Source organism: Pseudomonas sp. GZJR-8 (assembly GCF_002916705.1).
In the GTDB taxonomy this organism is placed as follows: domain Bacteria; phylum Pseudomonadota; class Gammaproteobacteria; order Pseudomonadales; family Pseudomonadaceae; genus Aquipseudomonas; species Aquipseudomonas synxantha_A.
In genome coordinates this window covers 156,962-175,520 of the sequence record NZ_JXSI01000002.1, presented here as the reverse complement: position 1 = coordinate 175,520, position 18,559 = coordinate 156,962, and the positions used below count along the sequence as shown (strand labels likewise).

Annotated in this window: 21 protein-coding genes; 13 read left to right on the top strand and 8 right to left on the bottom strand. The window is 59.4% G+C overall.

Annotation, left to right across the window (positions count from 1 at the left end):
• Positions 1–50 precede the first annotated feature (50 nt).
• Positions 51–1,229 carry an MFS transporter gene (locus TK42_RS04125; protein ID WP_103733659.1) on the top strand — a complete coding sequence of 393 codons (1,179 nt, stop codon included), beginning with the start codon at positions 51–53 and terminating at the stop codon, positions 1,227–1,229.
• Here TK42_RS04125 and TK42_RS04120 read toward each other — a convergent pair.
• Together TK42_RS04120 and TK42_RS04115 are read right to left on the bottom strand one after the other, a co-directional pair.
• The gene (locus TK42_RS04120; RefSeq protein ID WP_032879998.1) at positions 1,173–1,571 is read right to left on the bottom strand and encodes a DUF2177 family protein; all 399 of its coding nucleotides are present in this window, start codon (positions 1,569–1,571) and stop codon (positions 1,173–1,175) included. The two genes, TK42_RS04125 and TK42_RS04120, sit on opposite strands and share 57 nt — an antisense overlap.
• Before the next feature lie 112 nt (positions 1,572–1,683).
• The gene (locus TK42_RS04115; protein ID WP_103733658.1) at positions 1,684–2,520 is read right to left on the bottom strand and encodes a S1 RNA-binding domain-containing protein; all 837 of its coding nucleotides are present in this window, start codon (positions 2,518–2,520) and stop codon (positions 1,684–1,686) included.
• A 322-nt stretch (positions 2,521–2,842) separates the two neighbouring features.
• Here TK42_RS04115 and TK42_RS04110 point away from each other — a divergent pair, with 322 nt between their 5' ends.
• The 3 genes from TK42_RS04110 to TK42_RS04100 all read left to right on the top strand — a co-directional run bounded on the left by TK42_RS04110 (position 2,843) and on the right by TK42_RS04100 (position 4,894).
• Entirely contained in the window at positions 2,843–3,022 is a 180-nt protein-coding gene (locus TK42_RS04110) for a hypothetical protein (protein WP_003193095.1), read from the top strand.
• 213 nt (positions 3,023–3,235) lie between these two features.
• Positions 3,236–3,958 (top strand): TorF family putative porin, encoded by a 723-nt coding sequence (locus TK42_RS04105; RefSeq protein WP_078822001.1) that lies wholly within the window; start codon positions 3,236–3,238, stop codon positions 3,956–3,958.
• A 66-nt stretch (positions 3,959–4,024) separates the two neighbouring features.
• On the top strand, positions 4,025–4,894 hold the full coding sequence (locus TK42_RS04100; RefSeq protein WP_103733657.1) for a DUF6279 family lipoprotein: 870 nt from the start codon (positions 4,025–4,027) through the stop codon (positions 4,892–4,894).
• Between the two features lie 39 nt (positions 4,895–4,933).
• Here TK42_RS04100 and TK42_RS04095 read toward each other — a convergent pair whose 3' ends face one another.
• Positions 4,934–5,335: a transcriptional regulator gene (locus TK42_RS04095; protein WP_103733656.1), complete on the bottom strand. Its 402-nt coding sequence runs from the start codon at positions 5,333–5,335 to the stop codon at positions 4,934–4,936.
• 154 nt (positions 5,336–5,489) lie between these two features.
• Here TK42_RS04095 and TK42_RS04090 point away from each other — a divergent pair, with 154 nt between their 5' ends.
• Positions 5,490–5,765: a hypothetical protein gene (locus TK42_RS04090; protein WP_032879994.1), complete on the top strand. Its 276-nt coding sequence runs from the start codon at positions 5,490–5,492 to the stop codon at positions 5,763–5,765.
• A 47-nt stretch (positions 5,766–5,812) separates the two neighbouring features.
• Here the strand turns inward: TK42_RS04090 and TK42_RS04085 are convergent, their stop codons facing one another.
• Positions 5,813–7,159 carry a DEAD/DEAH box helicase gene (locus TK42_RS04085; protein ID WP_005790219.1) on the bottom strand — a complete coding sequence of 449 codons (1,347 nt, stop codon included), beginning with the start codon at positions 7,157–7,159 and terminating at the stop codon, positions 5,813–5,815.
• A gap of 192 nt (positions 7,160–7,351) precedes the next feature.
• On the opposite strand from TK42_RS04085, the gene TK42_RS04080 reads away from it, so the two are divergent.
• A complete protein-coding gene (locus TK42_RS04080) occupies positions 7,352–8,644 on the top strand; it encodes a mechanosensitive ion channel family protein (RefSeq protein ID WP_103733655.1) in 1,293 nt (430 codons plus the stop codon).
• 16 nt (positions 8,645–8,660) lie between these two features.
• On the opposite strand, the gene TK42_RS04075 is transcribed toward TK42_RS04080, so the two are convergent.
• A complete protein-coding gene (locus tag TK42_RS04075; RefSeq protein ID WP_078822015.1) occupies positions 8,661–9,227 on the bottom strand; it encodes a TetR/AcrR family transcriptional regulator in 567 nt (188 codons plus the stop codon).
• Positions 9,228–9,354: 127 nt separating this feature from the next.
• Here TK42_RS04075 and TK42_RS04070 point away from each other — a divergent pair, with 127 nt between their 5' ends.
• Positions 9,355–10,143, top strand: coding sequence for an SDR family oxidoreductase (locus tag TK42_RS04070; RefSeq protein ID WP_103733654.1), 789 nt, complete (start codon positions 9,355–9,357; stop codon positions 10,141–10,143).
• A gap of 63 nt (positions 10,144–10,206) precedes the next feature.
• Positions 10,207–11,238, top strand: a complete 1,032-nt coding sequence (locus TK42_RS04065) for an NADP-dependent oxidoreductase (RefSeq protein ID WP_103733653.1) — start codon at positions 10,207–10,209, stop codon at positions 11,236–11,238.
• Here the strand turns inward: TK42_RS04065 and TK42_RS04060 are convergent.
• The 3 genes from TK42_RS04060 to TK42_RS04050 all read right to left on the bottom strand — a co-directional run bounded on the left by TK42_RS04060 (position 11,192) and on the right by TK42_RS04050 (position 13,333).
• Positions 11,192–12,064 (bottom strand): carboxylate/amino acid/amine transporter, encoded by an 873-nt coding sequence (locus TK42_RS04060; protein WP_005790229.1) that lies wholly within the window; start codon positions 12,062–12,064, stop codon positions 11,192–11,194. The genes TK42_RS04065 and TK42_RS04060 overlap by 47 nt on opposite strands.
• A gap of 203 nt (positions 12,065–12,267) precedes the next feature.
• Positions 12,268–12,867, bottom strand: a complete 600-nt coding sequence (locus TK42_RS04055) for an FMN-dependent NADH-azoreductase (protein ID WP_103733652.1) — start codon at positions 12,865–12,867, stop codon at positions 12,268–12,270.
• Positions 12,868–13,018: 151 nt separating this feature from the next.
• The gene (locus tag TK42_RS04050) at positions 13,019–13,333 is read right to left on the bottom strand and encodes a hypothetical protein (protein WP_032879985.1); all 315 of its coding nucleotides are present in this window, start codon (positions 13,331–13,333) and stop codon (positions 13,019–13,021) included.
• A gap of 49 nt (positions 13,334–13,382) precedes the next feature.
• On the opposite strand from TK42_RS04050, the gene TK42_RS04045 reads away from it, so the two are divergent.
• The 5 genes from TK42_RS04045 (at position 13,383) to aqpZ (ending at position 18,482) form a co-directional block, all read left to right on the top strand.
• A complete protein-coding gene (locus TK42_RS04045; protein WP_005790234.1) occupies positions 13,383–14,306 on the top strand; it encodes a LysR family transcriptional regulator in 924 nt (307 codons plus the stop codon).
• 14 nt (positions 14,307–14,320) lie between these two features.
• The gene (locus tag TK42_RS04040) at positions 14,321–15,124 is read left to right on the top strand and encodes an alpha/beta fold hydrolase (protein ID WP_103733651.1); all 804 of its coding nucleotides are present in this window, start codon (positions 14,321–14,323) and stop codon (positions 15,122–15,124) included.
• A gap of 3 nt (positions 15,125–15,127) precedes the next feature.
• On the top strand, positions 15,128–15,691 hold the full coding sequence (locus tag TK42_RS04035; protein WP_078822021.1) for a peptidylprolyl isomerase: 564 nt from the start codon (positions 15,128–15,130) through the stop codon (positions 15,689–15,691).
• A gap of 82 nt (positions 15,692–15,773) precedes the next feature.
• Positions 15,774–17,606, top strand: coding sequence for an ABC transporter ATP-binding protein (locus TK42_RS04030; protein WP_032879980.1), 1,833 nt, complete (start codon positions 15,774–15,776; stop codon positions 17,604–17,606).
• 174 nt (positions 17,607–17,780) lie between these two features.
• Positions 17,781–18,482: an aquaporin Z gene (aqpZ, locus tag TK42_RS04025; protein ID WP_005790241.1), complete on the top strand. Its 702-nt coding sequence runs from the start codon at positions 17,781–17,783 to the stop codon at positions 18,480–18,482.
• The last annotated feature ends 77 nt before the right edge of the window (positions 18,483–18,559 follow it).

The following is an 18,559-nucleotide window of genomic DNA, read 5'->3' as shown; positions in this document are numbered from 1 at the left end:
CAATCCGCCTTAGCCTACAAGTCATTCGCTTTCCTGTAGGAAACCTAAGCATGTCACCGCAGATTCGTTTACTCGCCAGCTTTATCGCCCTGATGATGGCCATGGGCATTGGCCGCTTCGCCCTGACCCCGCAAATGCCGCATTTACTCAGCGAAGGTCAGGTCGACCTGGCGGATGCCGGGCTGATCGCGGCCGCCAATTACTTGGGCTACTTTGTGGGCGCGGTGGATTCGATCTTTGCTCGCAGCCATCATCATGTACGCGGCCGCCTTTATGGCGGGTTGTGGCTCTGCGTCCTGCTGACGCTGGCGTCGTACTGGGCCCATGGGTTCTGGCCGCACTTGCTGTTGCGCTTCGGAACCGGCGTGGCCAGCGCCTGGGCTCTGGTGATGATTACCAGCCTGAGCCAGCCGCTGGCGATCGCCGCCGGCCGGCCGCGTCTGGGTGCGCTGGTATTTGCCGGGCCGGGACTTGGGATTGCGCTGACGGGGCTGCTGGCGCTGGGCTCGAACTTGCTGGGGCAAGGCTCCGCCATTCTGTGGCTGGTCTACGGCATCGTTGCCCTGGTGATGCTGCTGGCGATCCTGCCCTTTTTACCCAAGCCAACCCTCACGGCGCCTGCTGAAACCCGTGCAAGCAACAACGGCAGCATCGCGCATCTGTGCTGGATCTATTTCCTGTTCGGCCTGGGCTACATCATCCCCGCGACCTTTCTGTCGCAGATGGCCAACGCACAGTTCAACGGAGCCTGGCAGGCCGATCTGTTCTGGCCCTGCTTCGGCCTGGCTGCCGCTGTAGGTGTGGTGGTGGCAAGTCTGCGCCGCAAGAGCCCGGACACCACGCGCCGATGGCTGATCGTGACCTTGTGGCTGCAAGCGGCCGGGGTCTTCGCCTGCCTGCTCGGTAACGGTTGGGGCCTTGCGCTGGGCGTGTTGTTGTGCGGCGCGCCCTTCCTGGCCTGCATGCAACTGGTAATGGCGCGCCTGCGCGAGGTTGCACCCAACGGCTACCAACGCAGCACAGGGCTACTGACCGCCAGCTTTGCCATCGGCCAACTGAGCGGTCCGCTACTGGCCTCGATGAGCAGTCACCTCAGTGGTGGTCTGCACCCGGCGTTGATCGTCGCCGGTGCCGGGTTGTTGGTGGCAGGCTCGGTCTTGATCAACCGCCAACTACCGATGCACACGCCGTGCACACAGGTGGCCGACGGTGCAGCACAGGGCGGTTAAACAGGTGCCCCACGCCATGTCCATCACCGCGAGCCCGGCGGACCAGCCCTGAAGCGTGGCCCAATTGCTCAAATCATAAGTGCCATAGGCCACCAGGCCCAGCAGTGCGCCCAACCGCGCAGCACGTTGCCAACTGGCACTGGGCAAGACCACGAACACCACACAACCGAGGACATACAGCAAATAGAACAACACCGCAGGCAAAAGGCGCGGCTGATCAAGCATCAGCGGGCCGAGCAGGGATTTGTAGGTGGGGCCCATCAACACGCCGAGCCAGAGGCCGTCGAGGACCAGGAAGGCGAGCAAGGTGCCGAGGTAGGCGAAGAGCGGTCTCTTGGACATGACACGAGCCTTTGTAGGAGCGAGCTTGCTCGCGAAAAACGTACATCCGACGCCACACTGCGCGTGGAATATTTTCGCGAGCAAGCTCGCTCCTACAGAGAGCCAGGCGCGATCAGCTTAGTTCAATGCGGTCGGCGTGAATCACGATCTGGCCTTGCTTGTAGAGCGCACCAATGGCCTTTTTAAAGTTGCCTTTGCTGACGCCGAACAAGTTGCTGATCACCGCCGGATCGCTTTTGTCGCTGACCGGCAGGGTGCCGTTGTTGTCACGCAACTTGGCGAGGATCTCGGAGTTGAGGCTGGAGGCCGCTTCCTGGCCGACCGGTTGCAGGCTCAGGCTGATGTTGCCATCGGCGCGAATCTCCTTGATGAAGCCTTTTTCTTCCTTGCCCGGGCGCAGGAACTTGAACACTTCGTTCTTGTGGATCAGGCCCCAGTGCTTGTTGTTGATGATTGCCTTGAAGCCCATGTCCGTGGCTTCAGCCACCAACAGATCGACTTCCTGGCCCACCTGGTAGTTGGCTGGCGTCTTGTCCAGGTAACGGTCAAGACGTGCGGTGGCGGTGATGCGCTTGGTGTGCTTGTCGAGGTAGACGTGCACCACGCAATATTCACCCGCCGTCAGCTGGCGCTTTTCTTCCGAATACGGCAGCAGCAGATCCTTTGGCAGGCCCCAGTCGAGGAACACCCCGATACTGTTGACTTCCACAACTTTCAAACTGGCAAATTCGCCGACTTGAACTTTGGGTTTTTCAGTGGTGGCGATAAGTTTGTCATCGCTGTCCAAGTAAATGAAAACATTGAGCCAGTCTTCATCTTCACTGGGAATATCTTTAGGGATATACCGATTAGGCAAGAGGATTTCCCCATCTTGCGCACCATCGAGGTACAAACCAAAGTTAGTGTGCTTGACCACTTGCAAGCTGTTGTAGCGCCCGACTAAAGCCATTTCCAATACCCTCATTGCGTGGGCGGCATTCTACCCGAGTTGGGCCCTGCACGCGCGCGCGCCTGAAAAATCGCGGGCTGGCATGGCGTTCTATTGGCATCGCCCCGCTCGTCTGATCAATCGGTTGAATTTTTCCGGGCCGCCAACCTCGCACACGCCCATGGTTTCGAGCTAAAACAGTAAGTTAGCGGCTTATTTCATCATTAAACCTGGGCTCTTTCCCAGCCTGGCCTATATTCTCAGGGGATATTTGCCAAGCAATTGTCAAGTATTTCCTGTACGATGCCTGGCCAAGTTAATTCTCTACAGGTTAGTGGCCGCCATGCGTGTAAAAGCATCCAACAGCAAAGCAAAGCCAGCTCCCGCCGTTGAAACCAGCGAATCGATCAACAGCCAGATTGCTGCTTTCCTCAAGTCCGGCGGCGAAATCCAGCAAATTGCCAAGGGCGTGAGCGGCCAGACTTTCGGCCCGTCCAAGCAGATCAGCCTGGGCAAGAAGTAATCGTCCTACCCGCGCACTGCATCTGGTCCCTAAGCGTCTTGCCTTCAAGGCGCTAGGACTAGAGTTGGAAACACCCTCGTACACCCTTCAATATCAAGCTAATCGACGAACGGGCCTCAATGCCTGGCATTCGCCGGTATCCTTGCACACGTCTAGCACGGGCATCTGCTCGAACCCATCCGTTACTGCTCCTCGCTTTTCATGGAGTGAAGCATGCTTAAACGCTGTATTTTCCTGGTCAGTATCCTGGTCGCCAGCCCCTTGGCCGAAGCGCAAATTTTCCAGCGCGAGTTGGGTGACTTCGACCTGAAATTGGGCACCACCCCCAGCCGTAGCATGGCCCAGGGCCTGGTCAAGCCCACCTCCCCTGGCAGTGACTCATTCCACGGTGGCCTGGACCTTACCCACGACAGCGGCCTGTATTTCGGCCAGTTTTCACCGAATATGGGCCTGTCGTCGGCCAACAATCTCGAAGTTGACTCCTACCTGGGTTTCAAACGCCCTTTCGACCAGACCCTGGGCTATGAAGTGGGCTTGATTCACTACAGCTATCCCAAGGTCAGCCCCCTCGACAGCCAGGAGTTCTACGGCGGCCTGAATCTGTTGGGCAACCGCTTCGGCGTGTCCTTCAGCAACGACCCCGACCGCCAGGACAGCACCCTGTTCGCCGACCTCGGCGGCACCCAGCCCTTCGGTATCGGCGTCAGCATGAAATACACCACCCACCAATTGGGCACACCGGTGTCGGTGGAAAACGGCGCCATCAGCAGTTTCAGCGACTGGTCGGTGCAATTCTCCCGGGCCTGGAAAGGCATCGACCTGGATCTGATCTACAGCGACTCCAGCCTCAGCGGCGGAGAGTGCTCGGCCTACTCCGGACACAACTCGCAATGCGACGGCCTGTTGACCTTGAAGGCCGTCCGGCCGTTTTATTGATGGGCTGAACTGTCGCACCCCGCGCAGGTTCACATGCATTAATCCCATCCGTGCAAGGACTCGCCCATGTTGCGCCGGCTCAAACTCCTGGTGGTACTGCTGACCCTGAGCCTGGTGCTCGCCGGCTGCAATCGCGTGGGCCTGGCCTACCGTAATCTCGACGTGATCATCCCCTGGACCCTCAACGACTACCTGGACATGAATGCCGGGCAGAAGAGCTGGTTCAACGACACCCTCAAGGAACACCTGGCCTGGCATTGCACCACGCAATTACCGGGCTACCTGGACTGGCTGGACCACCTGCAGCAGATGGTCGACAGCCAGCAAATCACTGACGCCGCGCTGCAAACCCGAACCGTGGAAGCCAAGCAGGCGATTGCCGAGATCGCGCGGGAGATCACCCCGTCCGCCGTGCAGTTGCTGCAGGGTCTGGATGATCAACAGGTCAAGGACATGAGCGACGCCCTGGCCAAAGACCTGCGCAAACGCCAGGATGAATACCTCAAACCGCCGCTGGCCCAGCAGATCAAGGAACGCGCCCAGCGCATGAGCAAGCGCCTGGATGCCTGGATCGGCCCGCTAAGCGCTAGCCAGCAAAACCGTGTAACGGCGTGGTCCAACGCTTTGGGCGAACAGAACCAGGCGTGGATCGGCAACCGCGCCCATTGGCAGGCGCAGTTTATCGAGGCCGTTGAACACCGCCACGACGCCGACTTCCCGCAGAAAATGCAACGTTTGCTGGTGGACAGGGAGAGCCTATGGACGCCTGAATACCGCGCTGCCTATGCCCAGACCGAAGCGGCGGCGCGCAGTCTGATCGTGGACCTGATGGCTGAGAGCACCGAGCAACAACGTCAGAAGCTGAGGCAAAAAATCGACGGCGTACGAGGCGATTTCAAAGCGCTTAAATGCCTCAAGGCCGGCGCAAATCAATAGGGAGGGGAGCAGGGCTCCCACCCACATTGGATTCAGGGGTTAGATAGAGCCACCGGCAATCGCAGCTTTGGAAGAGACTTGATCGAAGGTCGCCTCCTCCAGCGCGTCCTCCTGCTCGTCCATCACTTGACGGGGGTGCTCATTGCCAGGAATCGAGCTGTCGATCAACGCCAGCAGACTTGCACCCCGCTCAGTCAAGATGAAGTTTTCACCATTGCCGCCTTCCTCTTCGGGACGCGACTCAATAAACCCGCGCTTGAACAACAACGCCTCGTAATCCGCAGCGGTTTTTTTCAGCGCATCCAGGTTCCCGGTGTCCTCGCCAGCCGCAGCCTTATCAGCGGCTTCCTGCTCGGCGTATTTACGCGGGGCGAAGCTGCCCTCGCCGTTCTGCACTTCGTGCAGCAGACGTTCGATCAGATCCCAGTTGTAAGTCGTCATCCTGATTCCTCCTGCAGGCCGATGAAAAATTAGCCCGTCATAGGTAGTGACACGTGGGGGCACTGGCCGTTCACCCGGATAGACGGGCGTCATTTCTCTGAACTTTCCAGACGTTCGCCGCCTCAACTGCCTATACCGCCAAGGAGGTCCGACCATGAAAACCCTGATGAACCTGGCGATTGCCGCCACATTGTTAAGCGCCCTGCCCGCCTGGGCTTGCACGCCTGAAGAGGCCACGGCCAAACGCGAAGAACTGGCCAAGCAAGTGACCCAGCTAACGGAGCAGAATCCCCAGAAAGCCAAGGAGATGAATGCCCAGTTGCAGAAAATGGACCTGGACACCGAAAGCGCCGAGTTTCCCGACAAATGCCAACTGATCGACGCCCGGCTCAAAGAACTGAAAGAAGCCGCCTCCAAAGCCAAAAACTGATGGCGAAAAAAAACCGGACATTGTCCGGTTTTTTTCTGCCTGGCTGCTTATTCGGCAGCCGGTGCTTCTGGCTTGCGGCGCTTGAGCGGCGCCATGCCATCCTTGCTGACGAGCGACAGGTTGTCGGTCTTCGGCCGGTTGGCGATCTTGCGCTTGGTCGGCGATTTGGCGCCGGTTTTCTTTTTGTCGCCCTTGGCGTCAGTCTTTTTCTTCTTCACGCCAACGGCCTTGCCCGACGCCTTGACCTTCTTCGGCCCGGTGTAAGTGCCTTTGACTTCCTTGATGGTACGGCGCTCGAACGACTGCTTGAGGTAGCGTTCAATGCTCGACATCAGGTTCCAGTCGCCGTGGCAGATCAGCGAGATGGCCAGGCCATCGTTGCCGGCACGCCCGGTACGGCCGATACGGTGCACGTATTCGTCGCCGCTGCGGGGCATGTCGAAGTTGATCACCAGATCCAGGCCATCAACGTCCAGGCCACGCGCAGCGACGTCGGTGGCTACCAGGATCTTCACGCCGCCAGCCTTGAGGCGGTCGATGGCCAGCTTGCGGTCCTTCTGGTCTTTCTCGCCGTGCAGCACGAACGCCTTGTATTCCTGCGCGACCAGACGCCCGTAGATACGGTCGGCGGCGGCACGGGTGTTGGTGAACACGATGGCCTTCTGGTAGGTCTCGTTGGCCAGCAACCAGTTGAGGATCTGTTCTTTGTGCACGTTATGGTCAGCGGTCACGATCTGCTGACGCGTGGTGGCGTTCAGGTCACTGACGTTGTTGACCTGCAAGTGCTCAGGGTTGTTCAGCACCTTGGCAACCATGTCGCGCAGGGTTGAACCGCCGGTGGTGGCGGAGAACAACATGGTCTGCTGGCGATTGACGCATTCAGCAACCAGGCGCTGCACGTCATCGGCAAAGCCCATGTCGAGCATACGGTCGGCTTCGTCGAGCACCAGTACTTCGACTTCCTTGAGGTCGAGGTTGCCGGCGTTGAGTTGCTCGATCATGCGCCCCGGGGTACCGATCAGGATGTCCGGCACCTTGCGCAGCATGGCAGCCTGGACCTTGAAGTCTTCGCCGCCGGTAATGATGCCGGACTTGATGAAGGTGAATTGCGAGAAGCGCTCGACTTCCTTGAGGGTCTGCTGGGCCAGCTCACGGGTCGGCAGCAGGATCAGGGTCTTGATGCTGACGCGGACCTTGGCCGGGCCAATCAGACGATTCAGAACCGGCAAGACGAAAGCGGCGGTCTTGCCGCTGCCGGTTTGAGCCGTCACCCGCAGGTCACGCCCTTGGAGCGCGAGCGGGATGGCCGCTGCTTGCACAGGCGTAGGCTCGACAAATTTAAGCTCGGCCACGGCTTTGAGCAGGCGTTCGTGCAGGGCGAATTGGGAAAACACGGGTGCTACCTCGAAGAAATACAAAATATCAGCGCCATAGGTTACCGGTTTCGGGCGGCCAAACCGAGTTTCTTTACGCGAACAGGGCTAATCAGCTGCTTTTTTGTGAGCGATTTTGTCCAGAGCGTCAACTTTGTTGCACTTAAATGCTCTAATCGCCCCGTGTTGTCTTACAGAAGAATCGGTTCACTCATGGATATCAAACAGCTCTGGCTCAACGTCCAAGACCTTTGGGGCGCCCTCGATGAACACCCGGTCCTGCATTCCAGCCTCGGCTTGCTGGTGCTGCTGGTGGTGGCATTGCTGGTTGGACGGGTAGCGCGTTACCTCATCCTGCACGCGGTCAAATTGCTTGGCCGGCAACCGGCCCTGCACTGGCTGAACGATCTGCGACATAACAAAGTCTTCCATCGGCTGGCGCAAATGACGCCGTCCCTGGTGATCCAGTTCGGCCTGTACCTGGTACCTGACCTGAGCAAGACCGCCATTCTGTTTATCGGCAATGTGGCCCTGGCGATCACCATTCTGTTTATGGTGCTGGCCATGAGTGCCCTGCTCAATGCGCTGCTGGATATCTACGCACGCACCGAACACGCACGCACCCGCTCGATCAAGGGTTATGTGCAGTTGGCAAAAATGGTGTTGTTCGTGTTTGGCGCAATCATCATCGTCGCCACCCTGATCGACCGTTCGCCGCTACTGCTGCTGTCGGGCCTGGGTGCGATGTCGGCGGTGATTCTGTTGGTGTACAAGGACACGCTGCTGTCGTTCGTCGCCAGTGTGCAATTGACCAGCAACGACATGCTGCGGGTCGGCGACTGGATCGAAATGCCCCAGGTCGGCGCCGACGGCGATGTGGTGGACATCACCCTGCATACGGTCAAGGTGCAGAATTTCGACAAAACCATCGTTTCCATCCCGACCTGGCGCCTGATGTCCGAGTCGTTCAAGAACTGGCGCGGTATGCAGGCCTCCGGCGGGCGGCGCATCAAGCGCAGCCTGTATATCGATGCCAGCGGCGTGCGCTTTTTGCGCGATGACGAAGAAGTGCGCATGACCCAGGTGCACCTGCTCACCGGCTACATCGGTCGCAAACAGGCCGAACTCAAGGCCTGGAACGAGGCCCAGGGCCACAGCGCGCAACTGTCGGCCAACCGCCGGCGCATGACCAACCTCGGCACGTTCCGCGCCTATGCCCTGGCGTATCTGCAAAGCCACCCGGACATCCAGCCGAACATGACCTGCATGGTGCGCCAGATGCAAACCACCGCCCAGGGCGTGCCGCTGGAGATCTACTGCTTTACCCGCACCACCGCGTGGGCGGATTACGAGCGGATCCAGGGGGATATTTTCGATTATCTACTGGCAGTGTTGCCGGAGTTCGGGCTGAGCCTGTATCAGCAGCCGAGTGGCAACGACCTCCGCGCCGGCGTATTGCCGGCGTTGGCCGGGGCCGCGCAACTACCCGCCATCGAAACGGCGTGAAGTGATCCGAACGGGATTACGGCAGTGATGCCGTAATCTCCTGGCGGCAAACCTCAAGCACTTCATCAGCCAAAGCGGAATCATCCGGGCACGCCCGCGATAACATGATTGCGCCAATGGCATGGGCCATCCTGTTGAGCATTTTCGCGCGCACGTCTTGCTGTGGCTCGTCCTGCGTCGTGTTGTACTTTGCCTCCAGGGCTTGCAGCGTGTTTTCCAGCCCGTTGGCGAAAGTCTCCTTAAGCGTGTCCGATTGACGCGCAGCGTCTGCACACAACGCCGCCAACGTGCACCCGCCGCCGCGATGATCGCGGTGCTGCCTGGACAGGTAAACCTCGAAAAACTCCCCCGCCTCCATCTCCACGCTGCTGGCGAGCGACTGCGCCAGGCCATTGGCGGCCGCTTCTGCCATCAAATCCGCCTTGGAGCCGAAGTGCTTGTAGAAGCCGCCCTGGGTAAAACCAGCGGCAGCCATCAATTCGGCCACACCCACCCCATCGAAACCACGTTCACGAAACAGCGCGGAAGCCGTTGCGACGATATGCGCTCGATTGTTCTGTGATTGCGTCTTGGTGATCTTCATTTCTATGCGCTCCTGCTGCCCTGCGATAGAGGGATCTTACTATGATGTCGATCATAATCAAAACCGTTGACAGCTTTGATTATGATCGACATCATAAAACCTCCCTGCACTCACTGAGCATCACACCATGAGCACTTCCAAGACCGTTCTCATCACTGGCGCCTCGACCGGCATTGGTGCCGCCTACGCCGAACGTTTTGCCCAGCGTGGTCACGACCTGGTTCTGGTCGCCCGCGATACCAAGCGCCTGGAAGCGCTCGCTGCACGTCTGCGTGAAGAGCACGCCATCACGGTTGATATCCTCCCCGCTGACCTGACCCAGATCGCTGACCTGGCAGCGGTCGAAGCACGTCTGCGCGAAGATTCCAGCATCGGTACGCTGGTCAACAATGCCGGTGCCGCACAGTCCGGCAGCTTCATCGAACAGTCCACCGACAGCGTCGCTCAATTGGTCGCGCTCAACACCACGGCGCTGGTACGGCTTGCCAGCGCCATTGCCCCACGCCTGGCGGCAGCCGGGAATGGCGCTATCATCAACATTGGCTCGGTGGTGGGCCTGGCGCCGGAGTTCGGCATGACCGTATATGGCGCGACCAAAGCATTCGTACTGTTCCTGTCCCAGGGCATGAGCCTGGAGTTGGGCGCCAAAGGTGTCTATGTACAAGCCGTGCTACCGGCCGCTACGCGTACCGAGATCTGGGACCGGGCAGGCATTGACATCAACACCCTCACGGACGTGATGGAAGTAGGTGACCTGGTGGATGCGGCGCTGGTCGGTTTCGACCGTCGTGAGCCCGTGACCATCCCGCCCTTGCAGGACGGCGCACGCTGGGATGCCTTGCAGGCAGCCCGACAAGGCTTGCTGTCGCAGATCAAGCAGTCCGAGGTTGCCGAGCGGTACCTGACCCAAGCCTGATCAACCTGTTGCAGGCGCGCTCTATGCGCCTGCCCTTCCTCTCGAAGCGATGAGCGTTGAACCATGAAGGCATTTTCCATCGAACGTTACGGCAAACAGACCGGTCGCATCACCGAAGCGCCAACACCAGTGGTGGGTGAGCATGACGTGCTGGTTCAAGTACATGCCAGCAGCGTCAACGTTCTGGATGCAAAAATCGCCAAGGGCGAATTCAAACTGATTCTGCCGTATGCATTGCCGTTGATACTGGGCAATGACCTGGCTGGCGTGGTACTCAGCGTCGGGGCCGCGGTGCGACGCTTCAAGCCGGGTGACGAAGTGTATGGCCGCCCTCCACAGCAGCGTATCGGCACGTTCGCCGAGCTGATTGCGGTACGCGAGGACGCACTGGCACGCAAACCTGCAAACATCACGATGGAGCAAGCCGCCGCCCTGCCTCTGGTCGCATTGACGGCATGGCAAGTACTGGTTGAAACAGCGAGGCTGAAAAAAGGCCAGAAGGTCTTCATTCATGCCGGTTCCGGCGGAGTCGGCAGTATCGCCATCCAGCTTGCCAAGCATTTGGGCGCATTTGTCGCAACGACGACCAGCACCGCCAATGTCGAGTGGGTCAAGGCACTGGGTGCCGATCTAGTGATCGACTACAAGCAGCAAAACTTCGAAACCCTGCTCAATGATTATGACGTCGTCTTGAACAGTCTCGGTCCGGACGCACTGGCAAAGTCACTCGACATTCTCAAACCGGGCGGTCAACTCATCTCCATCTCCGGGCCACCGACGCAGGCGTTTGCTCGCGAGCAGCAGCTGTCGTGGCTATTGGGCCTGGTCATGGGTGTGTTGAGCAGCGGTATACGCCGCAAAGCGCGCAAACAAGGCGTGCGTTATGACTTCCTCTTCATGCGCGCCAGCGGCGCCCAATTGGATGAACTGACCGCGCTGGTGGAAGCCGGCATTATCAAGCCGGTGATCGACCGCACCTTCCCTTTCGAGTCCACAGCCCAAGCCCTGAGCTATGTCGAACAAGGCCGCGCCAAAGGCAAAGTGGTGATCACGATGACAGCGCCGCCCGCGCCTGGCGTGCGCCGAGCCGACTGATCCACACCGCGCCCAGAATCACCAGGCCGCCCAGGGCCAGTCGGCCCAGCGGCTCATGCTGATTCCAGATCAGCAGGTTCAACAGCAGCCCCACCGGTACATGCAGGTTGTTCATCACCGCCAGGGTACCGCCATTGACCAGACAGGCGCCCTTGTTCCACCAGTACATGCCCAGCGCGGTGCTGACCAAACCAAGGAACACCAGCACGCCCCATTGCAGCGGCGCTTGCGGCAAGAAGTCAGCCTTGCCGAACAGCAGGAACGCCGGCAACACCACCAGCAAGGCGCCCAGGTAGAAATAACCGAAACGCCGGAAGTGCGGTTGGTCACTGGGATAACGCGCCACCAGATGCTTGTACATGACTTGCCCGGCGGCGTAGGTGAAGTTGGCCAATTGCAGCAGCAAGAATCCCATCAGGAAGTGCGGGGTGATCTGATCGAAACGAATCACCGCCGCACCGCCCACCGCCACCAGGGCCGCGACCAGTGCCCAAGGATTGAAGCGCCGATTAAGCGCGTCCTCGATCAGGGTCACATGCAGCGGTGTGAGGATGGTGAACAGCAGCACTTCCGGCACCGTCAGCACGCGAAAGCTCAAGTACAGGCATACGTAGGTCACACCGAACTGCAATGCACCGATCACCAACATGCCGCGCATGAACGCAGGCTCCACCGAGCGCCAGCGCGTCAGCGGGATAAAGATCAGCCCGGCCAGCACCACGCGCACCAGCACTGCGAAGTAGCTGTCGACGTGACCGGCGAGGTATTCGCCGATCAAGCTGAAGGAAAATGCCTGAATCAGGGTGACAACCAGTAAATAGCCCATGCGCGCCTCGTTTCGAATGGGCGCGACATTAAAGCTTTTCCAGCCTTGAAGAAACTCAAGGCAAAAAAAACCCGACCTCGCTAAAGCGGCAGTCGGGCAGGAGCACTCAGGAGCAACAAGTGCAAAGGGAGGTTCGATACGCGTACTTGAAGGGTTGGCGTGGCGTTATATAAACAGCCCGCGATTATCTGGCGATTAACGGATCACGCCACCTGTGCGAGCAGGGCTTTGGCATGGTTGATGCCTTTTTCCTGAAAATCGCTGCTCAGGTTCACCCCTTCGGCGTGAATGAAGGTCACGTCGTGAATGCCGATAAAGGCCATCACCTGGCGCAGGTAGGGTTCCTGGTGGTCCGAGGTGGCCCCGGTGTGAATGCCGCCACGGGCGGTCAGCACAATGGCACGTTTGCCGGTCAGCAAGCCCTGCGGCCCGGTGGCGGTGTACTTGAACGTTACGCCGGCGCGCAGGACGTGATCCAGCCAGGCTTTGAGGGTGCTGGGGATGGCGAAGTTGTACATCGGTGCAGCCATTACCAACACATCGGCGGCGAGCAATTCGTCGGTCAATGCGTTGGAACGCTCCAGGGATACCTGCTCGCTGTCGTTACGCTGATCTTCAGGTTTCATCCAGCCGCCAAGGAGGTTGGCGTCCAGGTGTGGAACCGGGTTGAGTGCCACGTCGCGCACGGTGATCTGATCGGCTGGGTGGGCAGCCCGCCATTGGCTGATGAACTGTTGCGTGAGCTGGCGAGAGATAGAATCCTGCTGGCGCGCACTGCTTTCGATGATCAGAACGTTGGACATGGCTATGTAGGCTCCATCGGTGAATGTTGTAAGTCGATGGAGAAGAGATTAACCAGGGCTCATTCGATAAAAAAGCGCAAAAAACTGCTATAACCCATCTATAAATTTGTTTATAAGCGGAGTACTCCTGTAGAAAGGCTCCGCTATCGCTTTATTTGGGGCTGCAGTCCAAGGCAATGCGCATCTTGATGATGGAGCGGTTGAACTTGACCGTGGTGTTGGTGCTTTTGCCTGCTGGCACGCTCACGGTGCGACGGCGCGGCGATTCCGGGCCGTTGGTGAAGATTACCGAACACACAGCATCCTGGGTGCCGTAGTTGTTCAGCTGAATCGAGCTGATGTCTGCGTCCACGTCGGAGGCGGTGTAATCAATGCTGACGCCATCGATCTTTTTCGTCACGTCGATAGGGTAGGCAAATACGCTCATCGGCAGCAGCGCCAGCAACACACAACACAATTTTCTCATTCGGCAGTCTCCAATAAGGACCGCCAGCTTAGGACAAGAGGAGCTCATGTTGAAAGCGCCCCGCGTTACCCTCGATCAATGGCGCACGTTGCAGGCCGTGGTTGACCATGGCGGCTTCGCCCAGGCGGCTGAAGCGCTGCACCGTTCGCAATCCTCGGTGAGCTACACCGTGGCTCGTATGCAGGATCAACTCGGCGTGCCGCTGCTGCGCATCGACGGGCGCAAGGCGGTGCTGACCGAGGCCGGTGAAGTGCTGCTGCGTCGCTCCCGGCAGTTGGTGAAGAACGCCAGTCAACTTGAGGACCTTGCCCATCATATGGAACAGGGATGGGAGGCCGAAGTGCGCCTGGTAGTGGATGCGGCCTATCCCAATGCGCGCCTGGTGCGCGCCCTGACTGCGTTTATGCCGCAAAGTCGCGGCTGCCGCGTGCGCTTGCGTGAAGAGGTGTTGTCCGGCGTCGAAGAACTGCTGATCGAAGGCGTAGCCGACCTGGCAATTTGCGGTTTCAGTATCCCCGGTTACCTGGGCACCGAAATGAGCGATGTGGAATTTATCGCCGTGGCCCACCCCGAACATGCGTTGCACCGCATGAATCGCGAGCTGAGTTTCCAGGACCTGGAAAGCCAGATGCAGGTGGTCATCCGCGACTCCGGCCGCCAGCAACCGCGCGACGTGGGTTGGCTGGGCGCCGAACAGCGCTGGACCGTCGGCAGCCTGGCTACCGCCGCCGCCTTCGTGGGCAGCGGCCTGGGCTTTGCCTGGCTGCCACGGCACATGATCGAGCGCGAACTGGCCGAAGGTGTACTCAAGCAACTGCCCCTGGAACAAGGCGGCAGCCGTCACCCGACGTTCTATCTCTACTCCAACAAAGACAAACCCCTGGGGCCGGCGACGCAGATTCTCGTGGAGCTGCTGCGCACGTTTGACACCGCTCCCCTGGACGCGCCTTTCGCCGCTCCCCGACAAGCCTGAAACGGAGTTCATCCATGGCCTGGTTCGACCACGAAGGCTGCAGCCTGCACTACGAGGAATACGGCCACGGCACGCCGCTGATCCTGATCCACGGCCTGGGCTCCAGTAGCCAGGATTGGGAGCTGCAAGTGCCGGTACTGGCTCGGCACTATCGCCTGATCGTGGTCGACGTGCGTGGGCATGGCCGCTCCGATAAGCCCCGCGAGCGCTACAGCATCCAGGGCTTCACGTTCGACCTGCTCGCCCTGATCGAGCACCTGGACCTGCCGCCCGCCCACGTTGTGGGTTTATCCATGGGCGGCATGATCGCCTTCCAACTGGCGGTGGACGACCCCGCGCGAGTCAGAAGCCTGTGCATCGTCAACAGCGCGCCCGAAGTCAAGGTGCGCAGCGCAGGTGACTATTGGCAGTGGGCCAAACGCTGGACCCTGGCCCGCGTACTCAACCTGCGCACCATCGGCAACGCCCTGGGCGAACGACTGTTTCCCAAACCTGCCCAGGCAGACCTGCGCCGCAAGATGGCCGAACGCTGGGCAAGCAACGACAAACGTGCTTATCTCGCCAGCTTCGACGCGATTGTGGGCTGGGGCGTGCAGGAACAACTTTCGCGAATTACCTGTCCAACCCTGGTCATCAGCGCCGACCACGACTACACCCCCGTGGCGCAGAAAGAAATCTATGTAAAACTGCTGCCCGATGCGCGACTGGTGGTGATCGAAGATTCCCGCCATGCCACGCCCTTGGATCAACCCGAAGTCTTTAACGCGACCTTGCTCGATTTTCTAAAGACAGTCGAAACCACTACCCAGGATCACTGACCCATGCTGAAAAAAATCGCCTTCTTTGCCGGTTCTGTTTTGTTCGCTGCCAACCTGATGGCGGCCGAACCGGCCAAGGCGCCCCACGTATTGATCTCCACCACCAATGGCGACATTGAAATCGAACTGGACCCGGTCAAGGCGCCGATCAGCACCAAGAACTTCCTCACCTATGTCGACAAGGGTTTCTATACCAACACGATTTTCCACCGCGTGATCCCGGGCTTCATGGTCCAGGGCGGCGGGTTCACCCAGCAGATGTCGCAAAAACCGACTGAAGCACCGATCAAGAACGAAGCCAGCAATGGCCTGCATAACGTGCGCGGCACGCTGTCGATGGCCCGCACCAATGACCCGAACTCGGCCACCAGCCAGTTCTTCATCAACGTAGCCGACAATGCCTTCCTCGACCCGGGCCGCGATGCCGGTTACGCCGTGTTCGCCAAAGTGGTCAAGGGCATGGATGTGGTCGACATCATCGTCAACTCCCAGACCACCACCAAACAAGGCATGCAGAACGTGCCAATCGATCCTGTGTTGATCAAGTCGGCCAAGCGCATCGACTGAGGTCTGCAGGTAGCTTCGCGTGGTGCCCACACGGCACCGCGCGCATTTGAAAGGAGAGCCCGCCCGGCGGGCGTCAAACCCAATGCTCTATCGTCGCTTTGAACAACTGATCGATATTTTCCGCGACGCTCCCAGCGCGGCCCCTCCCGAAAAAGTCCTGCCCTTCTATCTCTATTACCTGCGCCAGGTCTGGCCCTGCTTCGCCGCACTGTTGGTGGTGGGGCTGGTCGGTGCGCTTATCGAAGTGGCGCTGTTCAGCTATCTGAGCCGCATCATCGACCTGGCCCAGGGCACACCACCGGCGAATTTCTTCCAGATCCACAGCGCCGAGCTGATCTGGATGGCCGTGGTCGCCCTGCTGCTGCGCCCGGTTTTCAACGGCCTGCATGACTTGCTGGTGCACCAGACCATCAACCCAGGCATGACCAGCCTGATTCGCTGGCAGAACCACAGCTACGTGCTCAAGCAGAGCCTGAACTTTTTCCAGAACGATTTCGCCGGGCGCATCGCCCAGCGGATCATGCAAACCGGCAACTCCTTGCGTGATTCGGCAGTGGCGACGGCAGAAGCCATCTGGCACGTATCGATCTATGCCATCAGTGCCCTGGTGCTGTTTGCCGAGGCCGACTGGCGGCTGATGATCCCGCTGATCACCTGGATCATCTGCTACAGCCTGGCCCTGCGTTACTTCGTACCGCGCGTGAAGGAGCGCTCGGTGATTTCCTCGGAGGCGCGCTCCAAATTGATGGGCCGAATTGTCGACGGCTATACCAATATCACCACCTTGAAGCTGTTCGCCCATACGCAGAATGAACAGGAATACGCCAAGCAAGCGATCATCGAGCAGACCGAAAAAACCCAACTGGCCGCCCGTGTGCTCACCAGCATGGACACCGTGATCTGTATCTTGAACGGCCTGCTGATTGTGACCACCACCGGCCTGGCCCTGTGGTTGTGGACGCAGTCGCTGATTTCCGTCGGTGCGATTGCCTTGGCCACTGGCTTGGTTATCCGCATCGTCAACATGTCCGGTTGGATCATGTGGGTGGTCAATGGCATCTTCGAAAATATCGGCATCGTGCAGGACGGCCTGAAAACCATCGCCCAGCCACTGGCCGTGACCGACCGTGAAAACGCCCCGCGCCTGAAAGTCCCCAATGCCCAAGTGCACTTTGAGCAGGTGGATTTCCACTACGGCAAGAAGAGCGGGATCATTGGCGGCCTCAACCTCAACATCAAGGCCGGGGAAAAGATCGGTTTGATCGGCCCGTCCGGCGCGGGCAAGTCGACCCTGGTCAACCTGCTGCTGCGCCTCTACGACCTGCAAGGCGGCCGCATCCTGATCGACGGCCAGAACATCGCCGAAGTGGCCCAGGAAAGCCTGCGTGCACAGATCGGCATGATCACCCAGGACACATCGCTTCTGCACCGTTCAATCCGTGACAACCTGCTGTATGGCAAGCCCGACGCAACTGAGGAAGAACTCTGGGCTGCGGTGCACAAGGCTCGCGCCGATGAGTTCATCCCGCTGTTGTCGGATTCCGAGGGCCGCACCGGGCTGGACGCCCATGTCGGTGAGCGCGGGGTGAAACTCTCTGGCGGTCAACGTCAACGTATCGCCATCGCCCGCGTGCTGCTCAAGGACGCACCGATCCTGATCATGGACGAAGCCACCTCGGCATTGGACTCGGAAGTGGAAGCGGCAATCCAGGAGAGCCTGGAAACTCTGATGCAGGGCAAGACCGTGATTGCGATCGCCCACCGGTTGTCGACCATCGCACGAATGGACCGCTTGGTAGTGCTGGAGAAAGGCCAGATTGCCGAAAGCGGCAGCCATGCCGAGTTGCTGGCGCAGGGCGGGCTTTATTCGCGGTTATGGCAGCACCAGACCGGTGGATTCGTCGGAATAGACTGATTTCATTGGATAGGTGCCCGGGCAATTCCGAACAATTCTGACAGTTTTCTCTATCGAACTGGTCTTGCGACACAATCCTGCTGTACTGCAATCAGGCCCCAGGAGGGCCCTGATTTAGGCGGCAGGGAAGCTTCACAGACCGTTAATCAGATAGAGCAATCTAAGGAAGTGTTCATGTCACTGTTCAAACGTTCCGTAACGGAAGGGCTGGGTACGTTTTGGCTGGTGTTGGGCGGTTGCGGGAGTGCGGTGCTGGCCGCAGCGTTCCCCAATGTCGGAATCGGCCTGCTCGGCGTGGCCCTGGCCTTCGGGCTCACAGTGCTGACCATGGCGTTTGCCATCGGGCACATCAGCGGCTGTCACCTCAACCCGGCCGTTTCGGTGGGGCTGGTAGTGGGCGGAAGATTTCCGGCCAGAGAGTTGCCAGCCTACATCGTGTCTCAGGTGATCGGTGCCACCATCGCCGCTGCGCTGCTGTACTTTATTGCCAGCGGCAAACCCGGCTTTGAACTGGCGAGTGGCCTGGCCTCCAACGGCTATGGAGAACACTCACCCGGTGGTTACTCGATGGCAGCAGGATTGGTCTGTGAGCTGGTGATGACGGCGATGTTCGTGCTGATCATCCTGGGCGCTACCGACCGCCGTGCCCCCGCGGGCTTTGCCCCCATCGCCATTGGCCTGGGGCTGACGCTGATCCACCTGATCTCGATCCCGGTCACCAACACCTCGGTCAACCCGGCCCGCAGCACGGGGCCCGCGTTGATTGTCGGCGGCTGGGCGCTCGAACAGTTGTGGCTGTTCTGGCTTGCGCCGATCCTGGGCGCGGTGATCGGTGGCATTACGTACCGATGGTTGGGCGCAGAAAAGCCTGCCTGACCAAACCCCTCTAGGAGCGAGCTTGCTCGCGAAAAACGTCAACGATGACGCAGGCTTCCAGATGCAGCCCGCTTCGC

What these genes read in the sequence shown, in the direction of transcription:
- TK42_RS04125 (WP_103733659.1), top strand. Translation starts at nt 51, where the DNA reads ATGTCACCGCAGATTCGTTTACTCGCCAGCTTTATCGCCCTGATGATG.
- TK42_RS04120 (WP_032879998.1), bottom strand. Translation starts at nt 1,571, where the DNA reads ATGTCCAAGAGACCGCTCTTCGCCTACCTCGGCACCTTGCTCGCCTTC.
- TK42_RS04115 (WP_103733658.1), bottom strand. Translation starts at nt 2,520, where the DNA reads ATGGCTTTAGTCGGGCGCTACAACAGCTTGCAAGTGGTCAAGCACACT.
- TK42_RS04110 (WP_003193095.1), top strand. Translation starts at nt 2,843, where the DNA reads ATGCGTGTAAAAGCATCCAACAGCAAAGCAAAGCCAGCTCCCGCCGTT.
- TK42_RS04105 (WP_078822001.1), top strand. Translation starts at nt 3,236, where the DNA reads ATGCTTAAACGCTGTATTTTCCTGGTCAGTATCCTGGTCGCCAGCCCC.
- TK42_RS04100 (WP_103733657.1), top strand. Translation starts at nt 4,025, where the DNA reads ATGTTGCGCCGGCTCAAACTCCTGGTGGTACTGCTGACCCTGAGCCTG.
- TK42_RS04095 (WP_103733656.1), bottom strand. Translation starts at nt 5,335, where the DNA reads ATGACGACTTACAACTGGGATCTGATCGAACGTCTGCTGCACGAAGTG.
- TK42_RS04090 (WP_032879994.1), top strand. Translation starts at nt 5,490, where the DNA reads ATGAAAACCCTGATGAACCTGGCGATTGCCGCCACATTGTTAAGCGCC.
- TK42_RS04080 (WP_103733655.1), top strand. Translation starts at nt 7,352, where the DNA reads ATGGATATCAAACAGCTCTGGCTCAACGTCCAAGACCTTTGGGGCGCC.
- TK42_RS04075 (WP_078822015.1), bottom strand. Translation starts at nt 9,227, where the DNA reads ATGAAGATCACCAAGACGCAATCACAGAACAATCGAGCGCATATCGTC.
- TK42_RS04070 (WP_103733654.1), top strand. Translation starts at nt 9,355, where the DNA reads ATGAGCACTTCCAAGACCGTTCTCATCACTGGCGCCTCGACCGGCATT.
- TK42_RS04065 (WP_103733653.1), top strand. Translation starts at nt 10,207, where the DNA reads ATGAAGGCATTTTCCATCGAACGTTACGGCAAACAGACCGGTCGCATC.
- TK42_RS04060 (WP_005790229.1), bottom strand. Translation starts at nt 12,064, where the DNA reads ATGGGCTATTTACTGGTTGTCACCCTGATTCAGGCATTTTCCTTCAGC.
- TK42_RS04055 (WP_103733652.1), bottom strand. Translation starts at nt 12,867, where the DNA reads ATGTCCAACGTTCTGATCATCGAAAGCAGTGCGCGCCAGCAGGATTCT.
- TK42_RS04050 (WP_032879985.1), bottom strand. Translation starts at nt 13,333, where the DNA reads ATGAGAAAATTGTGTTGTGTGTTGCTGGCGCTGCTGCCGATGAGCGTA.
- TK42_RS04040 (WP_103733651.1), top strand. Translation starts at nt 14,321, where the DNA reads ATGGCCTGGTTCGACCACGAAGGCTGCAGCCTGCACTACGAGGAATAC.
- TK42_RS04035 (WP_078822021.1), top strand. Translation starts at nt 15,128, where the DNA reads ATGCTGAAAAAAATCGCCTTCTTTGCCGGTTCTGTTTTGTTCGCTGCC.
- TK42_RS04030 (WP_032879980.1), top strand. Translation starts at nt 15,774, where the DNA reads ATGCTCTATCGTCGCTTTGAACAACTGATCGATATTTTCCGCGACGCT.
- aqpZ (WP_005790241.1), top strand. Translation starts at nt 17,781, where the DNA reads ATGTCACTGTTCAAACGTTCCGTAACGGAAGGGCTGGGTACGTTTTGG.